At 63.6% G+C, this 15,960-nt stretch carries 13 protein-coding genes; 8 read left to right on the top strand and 5 right to left on the bottom strand.

Translation table 11 applies throughout. The features are described from left to right. Positions 1-50 precede the first annotated feature (50 nt). Both ACN5AZ_RS00330 and ACN5AZ_RS00335 read left to right on the top strand, forming a co-directional pair. Complete coding sequence (locus ACN5AZ_RS00330; protein WP_419426852.1) at positions 51-278, top strand: hypothetical protein; 228 nt, start codon at positions 51-53, stop codon at positions 276-278. Positions 279-354: 76 nt separating this feature from the next. Beyond that, on the top strand, positions 355-519 hold the full coding sequence (locus ACN5AZ_RS00335; RefSeq protein WP_419426853.1) for a DUF2256 domain-containing protein: 165 nt from the start codon (positions 355-357) through the stop codon (positions 517-519). On the opposite strand, the gene ACN5AZ_RS00340 is transcribed toward ACN5AZ_RS00335, so the two are convergent. After that, positions 520-4,251, bottom strand: coding sequence for an efflux RND transporter permease subunit (locus ACN5AZ_RS00340; RefSeq protein WP_419426854.1), 3,732 nt, complete (start codon positions 4,249-4,251; stop codon positions 520-522). Beyond that, positions 4,248-6,086 (bottom strand): efflux RND transporter periplasmic adaptor subunit, encoded by a 1,839-nt coding sequence (locus ACN5AZ_RS00345; RefSeq protein ID WP_419426855.1) that lies wholly within the window; start codon positions 6,084-6,086, stop codon positions 4,248-4,250. Before ACN5AZ_RS00345 ends, ACN5AZ_RS00340 begins: the two co-directional genes overlap by 4 nt. 319 nt (positions 6,087-6,405) lie before the next feature. Between ACN5AZ_RS00345 and ACN5AZ_RS00350 the strand changes: the two genes are divergently transcribed. From ACN5AZ_RS00350 to der, 3 genes are all read left to right on the top strand, one after another. Beyond that, positions 6,406-7,065: a tetratricopeptide repeat protein gene (locus ACN5AZ_RS00350; RefSeq protein ID WP_419426856.1), complete on the top strand. Its 660-nt coding sequence runs from the start codon at positions 6,406-6,408 to the stop codon at positions 7,063-7,065. A 90-nt stretch (positions 7,066-7,155) separates the two neighbouring features. Beyond that, positions 7,156-8,484, top strand: a complete 1,329-nt coding sequence (locus ACN5AZ_RS00355) for a PQQ-binding-like beta-propeller repeat protein (protein WP_419426857.1) — start codon at positions 7,156-7,158, stop codon at positions 8,482-8,484. An 87-nt stretch (positions 8,485-8,571) separates the two neighbouring features. Continuing rightward, complete coding sequence (gene der / locus ACN5AZ_RS00360; RefSeq protein WP_419426858.1) at positions 8,572-10,047, top strand: ribosome biogenesis GTPase Der; 1,476 nt, start codon at positions 8,572-8,574, stop codon at positions 10,045-10,047. Between the two features lie 76 nt (positions 10,048-10,123). On the opposite strand, the gene ACN5AZ_RS00365 is transcribed toward der, so the two are convergent. Continuing rightward, the gene (locus tag ACN5AZ_RS00365; RefSeq protein ID WP_419426859.1) at positions 10,124-10,828 is read right to left on the bottom strand and encodes a hypothetical protein; all 705 of its coding nucleotides are present in this window, start codon (positions 10,826-10,828) and stop codon (positions 10,124-10,126) included. 140 nt (positions 10,829-10,968) lie between these two features. After that, positions 10,969-12,261 carry a serine--tRNA ligase gene (serS, locus tag ACN5AZ_RS00370; protein WP_419426860.1) on the bottom strand — a complete coding sequence of 431 codons (1,293 nt, stop codon included), beginning with the start codon at positions 12,259-12,261 and terminating at the stop codon, positions 10,969-10,971. A 195-nt stretch (positions 12,262-12,456) separates the two neighbouring features. Between serS and ACN5AZ_RS00375 the strand changes: the two genes are divergently transcribed. Further along, on the top strand, positions 12,457-13,215 hold the full coding sequence (locus tag ACN5AZ_RS00375; protein ID WP_419426861.1) for a calcium-binding protein: 759 nt from the start codon (positions 12,457-12,459) through the stop codon (positions 13,213-13,215). On the opposite strand, the gene ACN5AZ_RS00380 is transcribed toward ACN5AZ_RS00375, so the two are convergent. Beyond that, positions 13,212-13,829 (bottom strand): trypsin-like serine peptidase, encoded by a 618-nt coding sequence (locus tag ACN5AZ_RS00380; protein ID WP_419426862.1) that lies wholly within the window; start codon positions 13,827-13,829, stop codon positions 13,212-13,214. The two genes, ACN5AZ_RS00375 and ACN5AZ_RS00380, sit on opposite strands and share 4 nt — an antisense overlap. A 157-nt stretch (positions 13,830-13,986) precedes the next feature. Here ACN5AZ_RS00380 and yajC point away from each other — a divergent pair, with 157 nt between their 5' ends. Both yajC and secD read left to right on the top strand, forming a co-directional pair. Continuing rightward, positions 13,987-14,274: a preprotein translocase subunit YajC gene (gene yajC / locus ACN5AZ_RS00385; RefSeq protein WP_419426863.1), complete on the top strand. Its 288-nt coding sequence runs from the start codon at positions 13,987-13,989 to the stop codon at positions 14,272-14,274. Between the two features lie 6 nt (positions 14,275-14,280). Beyond that, positions 14,281-15,951, top strand: a complete 1,671-nt coding sequence (gene secD, locus ACN5AZ_RS00390; protein WP_419426864.1) for a protein translocase subunit SecD — start codon at positions 14,281-14,283, stop codon at positions 15,949-15,951. The last annotated feature ends 9 nt before the right edge of the window (positions 15,952-15,960 follow it).

Consider the following 15,960-nt stretch of genomic DNA (forward strand, 5'->3'; position numbering starts at 1 on the left):
TAACCAAGTGGCGGCAACCATGCCCGCTGCTTTTTGTTCAGGAGATACCGATGTCCGCGCCCGACACGAATGTAAAAGAACAGGAACGCCAGCACAAAACCCCCTTGACCGGAATGCGTTTGGGGCTGGTCTTTGCCGCAATTCTGATGTTGGTGCTGGGAGCCTACCAGTTGATCAACGCCGAAGGCCCCGAGGGGGCGGAGACGCAGGTCGAAGTCGGCCCCGGGGTCGAGGTGACCGAGCCTGAAAACCCGGTGCCCGCCGAAAACGTGGACTGATCCTCATCTGTTCACGGCACGTAGAAAAGGGTGTGGATCGTGCGGGTCCACACCCTTTTTGTTACCGGAGCACGCCATGCCACGCGGCGTTAAGAAATCTGACCTGCCGCAAAAGGTTTGTGCCACCTGCGGGCGTCCCTTTGTCTGGCGCAAGAAATGGGCCAAGGACTGGGACAACGTGCGCTACTGTTCGCAGCGCTGCCGACAGGAGAAGCAGTCGGAGCCTCGAACCGTTTCGTGACTACTCGGCGGCGCGCAGCGCGCGATCCTGTGCCGCCTCCGCCGGTGTCGGATCGACCCATTGGATTTCCGGCGCTTTGATCTGCTTTGCCTCCCGCTGAAGCGCCCAGTCGCGCGCGATGCGACTTCCCTTGCCAAAGGACGCGCGGCCAAGTTGAACCGCCATCCATTTGGCATAGGTGCCTGCCCAGATCCGGATTGCCAGCATCGACGGGGTAAAGACCAGTGTCAGCACCGTCGCCGTGGCAAGACCAAAGACCACTGCCGTGGCAAGGTTTTTCCACCACAGCGCAGTGGGGCTGTCGATCGAATAGCCACCATTGAAGAAATCCAGTGACAGGCCGAACATCATCGGCGCCAGCCCGGCCATCGTGGTGATCGTGGTCAGCAAAACAGGGCGAATGCGGTCCTCTGCGGTGCGCACGATGGCCTCGATCCGGGGCATGTAGCGGGCGTATTCCTGATAGGTATCGATCAGAACGATATTGTTGTTCACCACGATCCCCGCCAGCGCGACGATCCCCACGCCCGTCATGATGACAGAGAAAGACTGCCCCATGATGATCATGCCCCACAGCACACCCGCCACAGACATGACGACCGCCAGCAGCACCAGAACGGAATTGTAGAAGGAGTTGAACTGCGCCAGCAGGATGATGAACATCAGCCCCAGCGCACCGGCAAAGGCGCTTTGTAGAAAGGCTTGGGATTCCGCCTGATCCTCTTGGTCGCCGGTCCATTCCCAAGCGATGCCCGCAGGCAGAGGGGCGGTGTCGAGCCATGTCGTGAGCGTTGCGATGCGTTCGTTCGGGGTGACTGGCACAATCGTGGCGTCGCCGTCCTCCCAGATGGCGCGTACGGATTGCGCTGTCTGCCCTTGGGACGCGGACAGCAGGGCGTAGCGTTTGCCATTCGGCGCGGTGTAGACAGGATCGGCGCCCGCACCATCGGCCAAGGGGCGCAGAGTTGCGATGGTCTGCTCCCCCTCCACGATCTTGGCCAAACCGCTTGTGACATCCGCCTTCACATCGAAATAGCGTTTCTGGTCGATGCGGTTGATCTCGGCCAGTTTTTGCACCGGCTGGCGGGTGACGAAATTCGACAGCGGGATCAGCCCGTCTGCGGTGCGGACCTTGAGCGTGTCGAGGGTGGACAGCACGCGATCCTCCTCGGGAAGGCGGACCCTGATCTCGATTTCCTCGTCCGATGAATCCACCCGCATGGTGTCGAGCAGGATGCCGCGGGTGACAAGCTGCACCATGGCCCCCACGGTCGCCACATCCGCGCCATACAGACCGGCCTTTTCCACATCCACATCGATCTGCCAGTCAATGCCGGGCAGGGGGCGGGTGTCCTCGATCAAGGTCAGGCCGGGGGTGGCTTCGAACTGCGCCCGTGCACGGCCAGCCGCCGTCAGCAGATCCTCCCAATTGTCGCCTTTGAGCCGCAGGTGCACCGGCTTGGCCGAGGCCGGACCGCGCGCTTGGGCAAGGATCTCGATCTCGATCCCGGGGATGCGGTTCAGCTTGGTGGTCAGGTCGTCGATGATCACATCGCCGTCGAGCTGCGCCAGCGTGACACTGTCGGCGTGGCTTGCGGCATAGGCGGCGCGATCCTCCCACGGAATGGTTTCGAACTGGACCTGCCCGATGGTGTCTTCGGGGGCTTCGGCACCGCCGGTGTTGTTATCTAGCCCGCCATCACCGGCAAAGGCAAAGGCGTTGAGAATACCGGGATGATCCAGCACAATCCGTTCGGCGCGGGCCACGATGGCGTCCTTTTCCACGAGCGACAGGTTGCCCCGCGCGCGCACATAGACAATGGCCTGTTCCGGCTCGCTTTCGACAAAGAAATCGGTGCCGTTGTTGTTCTGCCCGTAGTAGCCGAAACTGAAGATCACAAAGCCGATCACGGCGGCAATGGTCACCAGCGGCATGATGGGATTGCCCGCGATGAAATGCATGACCCGGCCAAAGACCGAACGGCGATAGCTGCCTTCGATGCGGCGCGGTTTGCGCTGGGGGGCGGCTGCGTCCATCACCACAGAGGACAGCACGCCAAAGGCCAGAAAGACGACGATCCCCGGCAGACGTGCGCCTAGACCCGTCGCCTGTGTCTCGCCGAGATAGGACGGGTTCAGCACCATTATGGCACCGGTGAACAAGCCGAACAGGGCAACAGGCACCAAGGCCAGCCGCAGCCACAAGGGCGCCGCTTGACGCAAGCCCTGTCCCATGCGGTGGATGTTGCGTGACCAACGCCCAGACACGCCGCCCATCACCGGCAGGTAGATCAGCGCCACCACCAGAGAGGCGGAGAGCACAAAGATCAGCGTCACAGGCAGCATGCCCATGAATTGCCCCGGCACGCCCGGCCAGAACAGCATCGGCAAAAAGGCGCAAAGCGTCGTGGCGGTCGATGACACCACGGGCCAGAACATGCGATGCGCCGCCTCGACATAGGCGTGCATCGGGCCGGACCCTTCGTCGATGCGCTTGTCGGCGTATTCCACCACAACGATGGCCCCGTCCACCAGCATCCCCACCGCAAGGATCAGCCCGAACATCACGATGTTGGACACGGTGACCCCCATCAGTGCCAGCAGCAGGAAACACAGCAAAAAGGAGGTGGGAATGGCAAAGCCCACCAGCAGCGCTGGCCGCAGCCCGAGCGAGGCCAGCACCACGATCATCACCAGCGCAATCGCCGTCAGCACCGATCCTTCGAGCTGTGTCACCATGGACGACACCTGCCGCGACTGGTCGTTCGACGCCCCAAGGTCGAGCACCGCACGCAGCTGAGGGGGCCATTGGGCCTCTGCCTCGGCGATGACGGCACGCACCTCGTTGGCGGTGTCGATGATGTTGAACCCTTTGCGTTTGACCACTTGCAGCGCCACGGTGCTTTGACCGTTGAACCGTGCAGTGCCGGTGCGGTCCTCAAAGGTCAGGCGGATCTCGGCCAGCTCGCCCAGCGTCACGGTGCGCTGGCCATTGGTTTTCACCGGCAGGCTGTAGATGTCCTGACTTTCCTCGAAAGAGGCAGGGATCTTGACCGCAAATGTTCCCTGTTCGGTTTCGATCTCGCCGGCCGCGATCAGCTGGTTGTTGTTCTGCACCACATTGATCAGCTCGGCCGCTGTGATGTTATAGCTTTCCAGTCGCAGCGGATCGATGATGACCTCGACCATTTCGTCGCGGTTGCCGGCAATCCCGGCCTCCAGCACAGCATCCAGACCTTCGACGCGATCCTGCAGATCTTTGGCAATGCGGGCCATGGTGCGTTCAGGCACCGGGCCAGTCAGGTTGACGATCAGGATGGGGAATTCGGAAAAGTTGATCTCGTTGATCGAATACTGTTCTGCGCCGCTGGGAAACTTGCCTTCGGCGTTGTTCATCCCGTCGCGCACGTCGGCGATGATCTTGGTCTTGTCCCAGCCGAATTCGAATTCCAGCGCCACACCGGCATAGCCTTCGGCTGCGGTTCCCGACATGGATTTCAGCCCATCGAGATCGGACAGTTCCGTTTCCATCGGCTTGACCAACAGCCGCTCTGCATCGGCGGCGGAGATGCCGGGGAAGGGCACAGAGACGAACAGCGCCGGAATTTCAATGTCGGGCTCGCCCTCTTTGGGCAGGGTGGCATAGGCCCAGCCGCCTGCCAGCAGGGACAGAGCGATAAAGGCCAGAACCATGCGGGCGCGCTGGGCGGCCCAGTCGATGATGCCGGTCATTGAATGACCTCCTCGAATTGGGCAGCTACGGGCACCCCGTCGGTCACGTATTCCTGTCCAAGGATAATGACATCGGCGCTGTCGGGCAGGCCGCTGACCCAGACCCCGTCGCGGGTGTCGCGCAGCACGGACACGGCGGCGAATTGTGCACGCCCCGCGTCATCCACCAGCCGCACGCCCAGATCACCATTGTCGTTGAGGGTCAGCGCGGACTGAGGCAACAGATGCGCCTGCGCGCCTTCGGCGGCGATCACGATATCGACGGTTTGCCCGTCGCGGATGGACAGATCCGCGTTCGGCACGGTCAGTTCGACCAGAAAGGTGCGCGTTACCGGATCGGCGCTGCGCGAGACAAAGCTGACCTGTCCTGTGACCTCGCGCCCGTCGATCAGACGCGCGGTGGCCTGCGCGCCTTGTTCGATCCGCCCGACCGAGGATTCGGGCACAAAACCGGCGATCTTGATCGGGTCGATCTGGATGATGGTGGCGCAGACGCTGCCCGCTTCGGGGTTGAGCAGCGCGCCAAGCTCCGCCGTGTCCGACTCCAGCACGCCACCAAAAGGCGCATAGAGGCTGAGCCGTTCGATGTCCTGACGGGTAGTGGCCAGCGCGGCCTCGGCGCTTTGAATGCCGCTGAGCGCATTTTCCTCGCCCGCCTTGGCGGTCTCGATCCCGGCTACGGCCCCTTCAAGCGCGGCGGTGCTGGCGCTGACGGCGGCGCGCGCGCCTTCGACCTGGCTTAGCGCGGATTGCACGGCGGCGCGGGCGCTTTCGATATTGCTGCGGGCGGTTTCGATGCCTGCGCGGGCGTTCTGGATCTGGCTTTCGGCGGCGCGCACAGCGGCACGGGCGCTTTCCACCTGACTTTCTGCAGAGGCCACCTGCGCGCGCGCGCCTTCCAGCGCGCCCTTGGCCTGTTCCACGGCGGCATCCGCGGCTTTGACCCCCGCCAAGGCGGATTGCTCGCCGGCTTTCGCGCTTTCAAATGCGGCTTGGGCAGAGGCCAGAGCAATTTCACCGGCAAAGCCGCTGCGGTTGAGGCGGGAGTTCGCGTTAAGGCTGATGTCTGCCTCGCGGACACGGGCCTCGGCCTCGCGCAGGCGGGCCTGTGCCTCGGGGCGGCCTGCTTCGGCCTGCGCCAATGCGGCTTCGGCTGCGGGGACGTTGGCCTGCGCCTGACGCAGCGCGGCCTCGGCGGCGGGCACCATGGCGCGGGCCTCGGTCAGGCGGGCTTCGGCCTCCGGCAGGCGGGCCTGTGCCTCGAGCAGACCGGCTTCGGCGGCGGGCACGCTGGCGCGGGCCTGTGCCAGACTGGCCTCGGCTGCGGGGACATTGGCCTCGGCCTCGAGGATCGCAGCTCGGGCGGCGGGTTCCTGAGCCTGTGCCTCCAGCAGGCGGGCGCGGGCTTCGGGCAGGCGGGCGCGGGCCTCGGACAATCGCGCCTGCGCCTCTTGCAGGGATACGCCACGGGTGCCGGGCGCGATTTCGCACAGCAGATCGCCCGCCTCGACCAATGCGCCGCGCCGCAGCGGGTCGTTGACCACCTTGCCACGCGTTTCCGGCACCACATCCACCTGACGCATGGCCTGTGTTTCGCCCCGCAACTGCACGGCGCTGTCGATTTCCTGCGACAGCGACCGGCGCGCCATGACCGAGATGGACGGCTGTTCGCTCACTCGGCTATCGGTGGTGCCTTGGGGTGCTGCGTCTGCGGGGCTGTCGGCTTGGGCGGTTTCAGGCGCGCCGGTCCAGCCAAGAAGCGCCTCGCGCTCCATCACCAAAAGGTACAAAACCGCCGCGACAATGATCGCCGTAAGGATGGAGAGGATTTTCATGGCCGGTCTTTCCGATAGTGGCGCATCACGCAACTGACAGCAGCTTAGCCGAGCGGGGCGGCAAACGGGGCGCGCGTTAGGTCGCAGGTGTCAAAATAGTGCTAATCAATACACCCAAATGTCTAGGCAGCGTTTTGTATTGCCGCAAGCCTCATGGGGCGATTGTGCATGAAAGCGGGCAGGTTGAGCCGGATTGTCCCAATTGTCGGTCCTTTCTGGCACAGCGCAGGGCATCGCCTATGGCGGACGATCTGGCCTGCAGGTGTTGGCAAGCCCACGGCCAGCCTGTAAGGAGAAGCAAATTCTACGGGGGGCGCATGTGAGCGATACCGACAGTTTCATCGATGAGGTGACCGAAGAGGTCAAACGCGACCGTCTGTATGCGCAGATGCGCAAATACGGCTGGATTGCTGTGGTGGCCGTGGTCGTGCTGGTGGGCGGCACCGCCTGGAGCGAGTATCGCAAAGCGCAGGATCGCGCCGCGGCTGAAGCTTTGGGCGATCAGGTTCTGGCGGCTTTATCCGAACCCGATAGCACCGCACAGGCCGAGGCATTGGACGCGGTCTCTGCCGAGACGCCGGGTGCGCGGGCGTTGGCGCAAATGCTCGCCGCCGAGGCGCTGGCCGAAGCAGGCGATACCGATGCCGCTGTCAACCGCCTGCAAGCTATCGCAGAAGATGACGGTGTCGAAGGCATTTACCGCCAGATCGCACAGTACAAGGCGCTGACCTTGGGCGCGTCTGTCCTGTCGGCTGAGGACCGCCGCGCGGGCTTTGAAAGCCTTTCGGTTGCGGGCCAACCCCTGCGCCTTTTGGCAGAGGAACAGCTCGCCCTGATCGAGATCGAGGCGGGCGACACCGACGCCGCGCTGATGCGTCTGACCGCCATCGTGGCGGACGCCGAAGTCAGCACAGGCTTGCGTCGTCGCGCAACTCAGTTGATTGTGGCGCTGGGTGGCGATCTGCCGGAACAGGCATAAGCCAATGCCAACGGGCAGGCGGGCTGGCTCCGCCGCCCCCAAATATCAAGGACCGGCAATAGGGTCCGACGGGCTGGAAGAGGTAACACTATGCAGCGCAAGGCAACCATCCTGACAACGCTTGGCATTCTTGCTTTGGCGGGCTGTAGCGAACGTGATCCCATCCTGCCCGGCGAGCGATTGAACGTGCGCGAGGTTCTGGAAACCCGCGCGGGCACGGATGCGGCAGAGGTCGTTAACCAATCCTTGCCGCTGTCCGTTCCGGCGGCGGTGTCCAACGCATCATGGGCGCAAAGCCCGGTCAGCCCCGGTGTGCGCGTGTCCAACGCGGCCCTGTCTGCGGTGCCCCAGCCCTTGTTTGCCACGTCCATCGGGACGGGCGACACGCGCCGGACCCGTCTGAATGCCGATCCCGTGGTGGCCGATGGCCGCATCTACACGATGGATTCCCAATCCGTGGTGCGTGCCACCGCTGCGAATGGCGAGGCATTGTGGTCCGTGGATCTGACCCCGGCCCGCGAAGGCGCTGCCGTCACCCAAGGCGGTGGTCTGGCCCGTGGCGGCAATGCGCTGTTCGTCGCTTCCGGCTACGGCGAGGTGGTGGCGCTTGACCCCGCGACGGGGGCCGAGCTTTGGACGCAAAAGCTTGGCGGGACCGCGACCGGTGCGCCAAGCTATGCGGACGGTCTGGTTTATATCGTTTCCGGCGATACCACCGGTTGGGCGATCGAGGCCGACACAGGCCGCGTGCGCTGGCAGATGGAAGGGCAGGGCGACGTCAACAACGTGGCCGGTGCGCCCGCGCCTGCAGTGGGCGACCAGCATGTGGTCTTTGCCTTTGGCAACGGCACGATCCAAGGCGCCTTTCGCGAGGGTGGTCTGCGGCTGTGGAGCACGGAACTGGTGGGGCGCCGCAACGGTGTGACCGTGGCGGGCATCGACGACATCACCGGCGATCCGCTGATTTCCGGCGGCACGGTCTATGCGGGCAACCATTCGGGGCGCGTCGCGGCCTTTACCCTGTATGATGGCGAGCGGCTTTGGTCGGCGGAATATGGCGCTCTGGGACCGCTCTGGCCTGCGGGCGATAGCGTATTCTTCGTTTCTGACCGCCACCAGCTTGTGCGGCTGAACGCCAACACCGGCACGCCGGTCTGGGAAATCGACTTGCCCGGTTACAAACCCACACGCCGTCCGAACAAACGCCGCGCCGACGCCTATGCCAACCTAGGCCCCGTGATGGCGGGGGGGCGTTTGTGGGTGGCAGGCTCTGACGGGCAGCTGCGCGGATTTGATCCCGCCAGCGGCGCGCAAGTGGCCAGCATCGAGATCCCCGGCGGTGCGACGACGCGCCCCGTGGTTGCAGGCAACACGCTGTATGTCGTGTCCAAAAAAGGTGTCCTTCACGCCTACCGCTAAGGGCGTGGACATCCATTGGCGCGCGGGGGCTTTCGCCGCGCGTGAAAATGCGCTAGATGCGCGGCTTGATCCGCGGAGCCGTTTCCAATGTCTTTCACTCTCGCCATCGTCGGTCGCCCCAATGTGGGCAAATCGACCCTGTTCAACCGCCTTGTAGGCCGCCGTCTGGCGTTGGTCGATGACCAACCCGGTGTGACACGTGACCTGCGCGAGGGGGCCGCGCGTCTGGCCGACCTGCGGTTTACCGTGATCGACACAGCCGGTCTGGAAAACGAGACCGATGATTCGCTGCCCGCGCGCATGCGCCGCCTGACCGAACGCGCGGTGGATATGGCGGATATCTGCCTGTTTATCGTGGATGCGCGCACGGGCCTGCTGCCCGATGATCGCGTGTTCGCCGAGATCCTGCGCAAACGCGCCAAGCATGTGATCCTTGCCGCCAACAAGGCAGAGGGCAACGCCGCCGACGCAGGCGTGTTCGAAGCCTATGAGCTTGGCCTTGGTGAGCCCTTGCGCCTGTCCGCAGAACACGGCGAGGGGATGGCGGATCTCTATGCGATGCTGCAGCCGCTGGCCGAGGAATACACCGAGCGGGCTGAGGCGGATGCGCCGGCCACCGATGTCTCCCTGACAGAGGACGAGGCAGAGGAGGCGGATGAAACCGCCATTCCCATGCCCACCGTGGACAAACCCTTGCAGATTGCTGTGGTCGGTCGCCCGAATGCGGGCAAATCGACCCTGATCAACCAGATCATCGGCGAGGACCGTCTGCTGACCGGACCGGAGGCAGGGATCACCCGCGATGCGATTTCACTGTCGCATGACTGGAACGGCGTGCCGATGCGGATCTTTGACACCGCAGGCATGCGGCGTCGTGCCAAGGTGCAGGAAAAGCTGGAAAAACTGTCGGTCTCGGACGGCATCCGTGCTGTCAAATTCGCCGAAGTCGTGGTGATCCTGCTCGACGCGGCCATCCCGTTTGAAACGCAGGACCTCAAGATCGCGGACCTTGCGGAACGCGAAGGCCGTGCCGTGGTCGTGGCTGTGAACAAATGGGACATCGAGGGCGAGAAGCAGGAAAAGCTCAAATGGCTGCGCGAGCAGTTCGAGCATGTGCTGCCTCAGCTGCGCGGCGCGCCTTTGGTGACAGTCTCGGCCCGCACCGGCAAGGGGCTGGACAAGCTGCAAGAGGCCATCATGAAGGCCTATGTGACGTGGAACCGCCGCGTGCCCACGGGGCAGCTGAACCGCTGGCTGGATGCGATGATCACCCGTCACCCGCCGCCCGCACCGCAGGGCAAACGCATCAAACTGCGCTACATGACGCAGGCCAAAACGCGCCCGCCGGGGTTCGTGGTAATGTGTTCGCACCCTGACAAGCTGCCCGAGAGCTATTCGCGCTATTTGGTCAACGGCCTGCGCGAGGACTTTGACATGCCGGGCACGCCGATCCGGCTGCACATGCGCGGGCAGGCGGACAAGAACCCGTTCAAAGGCCGCCGCCCCAAAAAGCCGGGCGCCTTGGGCAAACACTTGGGCAAGCTGCAGAAGAAAAAGGACTAAGCGACCACGGTTGCACGTCATGAAAAAGGCGCTGGTGTCGCGGGACATCAGCGCCTTTTTCCATGTGAACAGGGGGTTACTCGGTGTCGGTGCTGCGCAGTCCGAGGATTGCGAGGATGCCAATGACGCTCAAGCCCACCACGGCGGCGTTCAGCGGATTGGTGTTCTGCACGATCACGCCAACCAGCGCCCAGATCACCGTCACCCCGTATTCCGGCGCGCGGTGCAGCCGGTATTGTACCACCAGCGCAATGGCCAGTGCGAGGACGAGACACAGCAGGGCGGCAGGCGTCGGTGGCAGAATGCCGTAACCGCCCAGAACCACACCCAGCCCGACACAGGCGGCGGCGGTCAGCCAGCCTGCATAGATCGCCACAGGGGCCTGCTGCAGCCAGCGGTCCGTGACACCCACGCGGAACACTGCCCGCAACGCGGCCCAGAGCATGGCAAAGATCAAAGGCACCGACAGCACCGGCGACACCGACGCCAGCGGCAACCAGAAGGCGCCAAGCGCGAGGCTCAGGCTCATCCACGGGCGGTAGTCGGCCCAATCGGGATCATCCGCACGGCGCAGGGCACCCATCACGGCCGCGATCACGAGCCAGACGTAGATTACCCCCCAGATCGCAAAGGCATAGCCCGAGGGCTGGACGGGCGGTTCCTCGATGACGACAGGGAATTGATCGGCTGTGAACCCGTTGAAATCCGGCACCACAAAGTAGGACGCGATGAAGGCTGCCGTGGCCAACAAAGTTACATAGGCCCAAAGGCGGTTCGTCATCGCGGCTTCTCCGGTGTTTCGTAACTGTGCGCATTGCTGCGCTGCGGCACCAATTTTGGTCAGCGCTGGCGGGATGTCAACGTGAGCCCGCCAATGCGGTTCCCGTGGCCCGCCCTGCGCGCGCCACGGGGAAGGGGGTGTCAGGCCAATGTGCCTTCGGCTGTCAGACGTGTTTTGCCCCCCAGATAGGGGTGGAGCACGGCGGGCAAATCAACCGACCCATCCGCCTGCTGCCCGTTTTCCAACACGGCAATCAGGCAGCGGCCCACGGCCAGACCCGAGCCGTTCAGCGTGGCGAGGAATTCGGGCTTGCCACCCTCTGCCGGTTTGAAACGGGCATTCATGCGGCGTGCCTGAAAGGTGCCACAGGTCGACACCGAGGAAATCTCGCGGTAGCTGTTCTGCCCGGGCAGCCAGACTTCGATGTCGTGGGTTTTCTGCGCGCCAAAGCCCATGTCGCCTGTGCACAGCACAACGGTCCGGTAGGGCAGCCCCAGTTTTTCAAGGATCGCCTCGGCGCAGCCGGTCATGCGGTCATGTTCGTTGATCGCCTCGTCGGGGTGGCAGATCGTGACCATTTCGACCTTTTCGAACTGGTGCTGGCGCAGCATCCCTGCGGTGTCACGGCCTGCGCTGCCTGCCTCGGAGCGGAAGCACTGCGAATAGGCCGCCATCCGGTGCGGCAGGCTTGCGGCATCGACGGTTTCGCCGTTGACGGTGTTGGTCAGCGTGACCTCGGAGGTGGGGATCAGCCACCAGCCATTTGTGGTCTCATAGCTGTCTTCGCCGAATTTGGGCAGCTGCCCCGTGCCGTACATCATCTCGGGGCGCACCAGAACCGGGGTCCAGGTTTCGGTCAGCCCGTGTTCGTCGACATGGGTGTCGAGCATGAACTGCGTCAGAGCGCGGCTGATCCGCGCGACCGCCCCTTTGAGCACTACAAAACGCGCGCCCGACAGCTTGGCTGCGGTTTCAAAATCCATGCCGGGGACGACGCCTGCCAGCTCGTAGTGTTCCTTCGGCGTGAAATCCAGCGCGCGCGGTTCGCCCCAGCGCTTGATCTCGACATTGTCGTCTTCGTTTTCGCCGGCAGGGACATCCTCCAGTGGCAGGTTGGGGATGCCCATCAGCAGATCGGTCAGCTGTGCATCCAGCGCCTTCGCCTTTTCGTTCATTTCGGCGACTTCGGCCTTCTTCTCGCCCACAAGGCTGCGCAGGCGTTGAAACTCCGCCTCATCACCGCTGGCCTTGGCGCGGCCCACATCCTTGGACGCCTTGTTTTGCTCGGCCTGTGCCGTCTCGGCGGCAAGGATTGCGGCGCGGCGCTGTTCGTCAAGGGCCAGAACCTCGGAGGACATCGCCTTGTCCCCGCGACGAGAGAGCGCCGCATCCCATGCGGCGGGGTTTTCGCGGATGGCGCGGATGTCGTGCATCTCTTTCTCCTTGGTCTGGTCTGCGAGTCGCGACGCTTATGCCCCATCTTTGCGCAGGAGGGTAGGGGCGAGCGGCGGCAGCGTTTCGCCTTTGGCAACGGTGTTTTTCCGGCTTAACGGGATGTTTGGGGGTCGCGGGCATACTGCGTCCACAGCCGGTGTATGAGGCCACCGGCCAGATCAAGGAGCATCGCCATGGGGTTCGGCCTGCTGGCGGTCGTCGGGACGATGGTTCTGATGGCCATTCAATCCGCTGTCGAAGACGTCCCGGAACCGGGGGAGGACGTCATCCGTGACGATGACACCATCGCGGGCAGCCGAGGGGATGATGTGATCGATGGCTCCAACGCGGCAGAGGTTATTCTGCCGCATTACGGCAATGATGTTGTGCGCGCGGGGGGCGGTAATGACACAATTTCCGACCACCCGTGGGACCGCGAGGTGCAGCAGGGGAAGGGGGGCTGGATCAATCCCGATTTCGGGAACGACACCCTGTCCGGCGGGGCGGGCGACGACCGGATCTTTGCCACTGGAGGCGCGAATGTGGTGTCCGGTGATGGGGGCGATGACAGTATCAGCACGGTTGACTTGCATCCCGGCACGCCCTTTGCGCCAGACGATGCGTCTGGCGGGGCGGGTGATGACTGGCTGGTGGGGGACGACGGCGATACCCTGACAGGTGGCGCGGGCGTGGACTTTTTCACCAATATCCACGACGCCGAGGACGACGCGCCGGTGGTGATCACGGATATCGAACCGGATGAAACGGTGGAGATCCTGATTTATGATCCGACCTTGCTGGACGCTGACGGGGCAGTGCCCAGCCCGGAGTGGCGTGATGAGGATCGCGGGGCGGTATTGACGCTGGCGGGCCGCGATACGGTCGTCTTTTCCCACGCGCTCGCCCGCGATCTGGCGGGCAATGTGCGTGTCTTGGTTGCGCGGTCGGCCTAATCCCGCAAGGCGCGCTGCAGCCAGTCGTCCACCGGAACGACCAGCGCCTCTTCCTCGGTGACGGCCACAATCGTGGCAACCAGATCCCCGTTGTCTGATAGAACCGCCCCGCCGGATTGGCCCGGCTCGACCCGACAGCGAATGCGCCACAGCCCAGAGGCCGGCGCGCCATAGCAATAGGGCGTTTCGGTCTGCCGATGCGGGGCAGAGCGGCGATACCCGATCAAGGTGAAAGGGCCGGTGGCGTCGGCCTTGGCAATTGGTCGGGGCGGCGGTGACAGCGCGCGGTCCAAGCGCACAAGTGCGAGATCATGGCGCAAGTCGAACCGCCCGTCAGCAAAAGCGTCGGGATGCATATCGATGGCGGTGATCCGCGCAGAGCCCGCATGGTCCGTGCCGTCCCAGCCCGCAACAAAGGTCATATCCGCAATGCGTTTGAGGTACCCGTCCGCAACGGTTGCAACACAATGCGCCGCCGTCAACGCGCGGTCCGGCGCCACCAGCGTGGCCGAACACATTTCGCGGTGGCGATAGCCCGCGATGTTCAGCCGCCCGACGGCGTCCTCTGCACAGGCCACGGCAGGGCAGATCAAAAACAACAGCAAACGCAGCATGGCAGCAGCTTATCGCCGCGCGTCCAACAATCCACATGTCATGCTGCCGCAGCGCCGATACCTTGCATCCGGCGCGTGGGGCGCTTAGGTATCGCGCAATTTAACGGGGGATGCCCCGTCGAGCTGCACCAGACAACCAAAGAACAAGGAGCATCCCATGGACCAGCAGACCCTTTCCTCTTTTGTGATGATGGGCCTGATCTTCGCGATCATGTACTTTCTTCTCATCCGCCCGCAGCAAAAGAAGATGAAAGAACATAAGGCGATGATCGAGGCGATCCGCCGCAACGATATCGTCATCACCCAAGGCGGCATCATCGGCAAGGTGGCCAAGGTCAAGGACGACAACGAGCTTGAAATCGAGATCGCCGAAGGTGTGAAAGTGCGCGTCATGCGCTCGACCATCGCCACGGTGAAATCCAAGACCGAACCTGCCGAAGGCTGATAGACCATGTTGCAGATCGATGCCTGGAAACGCTGGCTGATTTGGCTCACCGTTGTGGTGGGCCTTCTTCTTGCTTTGCCGAACGTGTTCTACCCGCGGGTGGAAATGCACAACGACGCCGTAAAGGCCATCGAAAGCGGGGCTGACACCAGCGAAAACCGCGCGGCAGAGGCGGCCTGGCCGTCTTTCCTGCCGTCCGGTTTGGTCAATCTGGGTCTCGATCTGCGGGGCGGTGCGCATCTTCTGGCCGAAGTGCGCACCGAAGACGTCTATAAATCACGGATGGAGTCGCTCTGGCCCGAGGTTCTGCGCGTGTTGCGTGCCGAACGTGACGAGGTCGGCACCATCCGCTGGAATTCCGCCGCGGTGGATCAGGGCGAGCTACGCGTGCGGCTTGTCTCCAACCCCGAGGCCATGCCGCGCGCCATCGAACTGGTGAACACGCTGCGCCAGCCTGTGGTGTCCATCACAGGCGCGGGCACCCATGACTTCGAGGCCCGTGGCGAAGGCGACGAATTGGTGATCGCGCTGACCGAAGCGGAACAGCAGGCCACCGATGACCGCACGATGCAGCAATCGCTGGAAATCATCCGCCGCCGCATCGACGAGGTGGGCACGCGCGAGCCTACGATCCAGCGTCAAGGCGCGGACCGTATCCTTATTCAGGTGCCGGGCATCGGATCGGCTGCCGAGCTGAAAGAGATCATCGGCACCACGGCGCAGCTGACCTTTCAGCCGGTGGTGAGCCGCACGACCAATGGCAACGAATCACCCGGTGCCGGCAACGAGATCCTGCCCTCGCTCGACGATGAGGGGCTGTTCTACATTCTCGAACAGTCGCCCGTGGTCACCGGCGAAGAGCTGACCAACGCGCAGCCGACCTTTGACCAGAACGGCCGTCCCGCGGTGAGCTTCCAGTTCAACGGCGCTGGCGGGCGCAAATTCGGCGACTACACGGCCGCCAACATCGGCTCGCCCTTTGCGATTGTCCTCGACGAAGAGGTGATCAGCGCGCCAGTGATCCAAAGCCACATCGCAGGTGGGGCCGGTATCATCACCGGCGATTTCACCATCGAGGAATCGACCAATCTGGCCGTGTTATTGCGGGCAGGGGCGCTGCCCGCCGGTCTGGATTTCCTCGAAGAGCGGACCATCGGCCCCGAATTGGGTCAGGACAGCATCGACGCGGGCAAGCTTGCCACCGCTGTGGCCTTTGCCGCTGTGCTGTTCTTCATGGTGGCCAGCTACGGGCTGTTCGGCGTCTTTGCCAATATCGCGCTGATCCTGAACGTGGCGCTGCTGTTCGGGATGTTGTCGATGATCGGCGCTACGCTGACCTTGCCGGGGATTGCGGGCATCGTGCTGACCGTCGGCATGGCGGTGGACGCCAATGTGCTGATCTTTGAACGCATCCGCGAAGAGCTGAAGACCGCCAGAGGTCCGGCCCGCGCCATCGAGCTGGGCTATGAAAAGGCGCTGTCGGCGATTGTTGACGCCAATATCACCACCTTCATCACGGCGGTGATCCTTTATGTCATCGGGTCCGGTCCGGTGCGCGGCTTTGCCGTCACGCTTGGCTTCGGCATCCTCACCTCGGTGTTCACGGCGATCTTTGTCACGCGCCTGTTGGTGGTGATCTGGTTCGAACGCCGCCGTCCCAAATCCATCGAAGTATAAGGCAGGGTC

This window comes from Sagittula sp. SSi028 (assembly GCF_048553715.1).
Lineage (GTDB): Bacteria > Pseudomonadota > Alphaproteobacteria > Rhodobacterales > Rhodobacteraceae > Sagittula.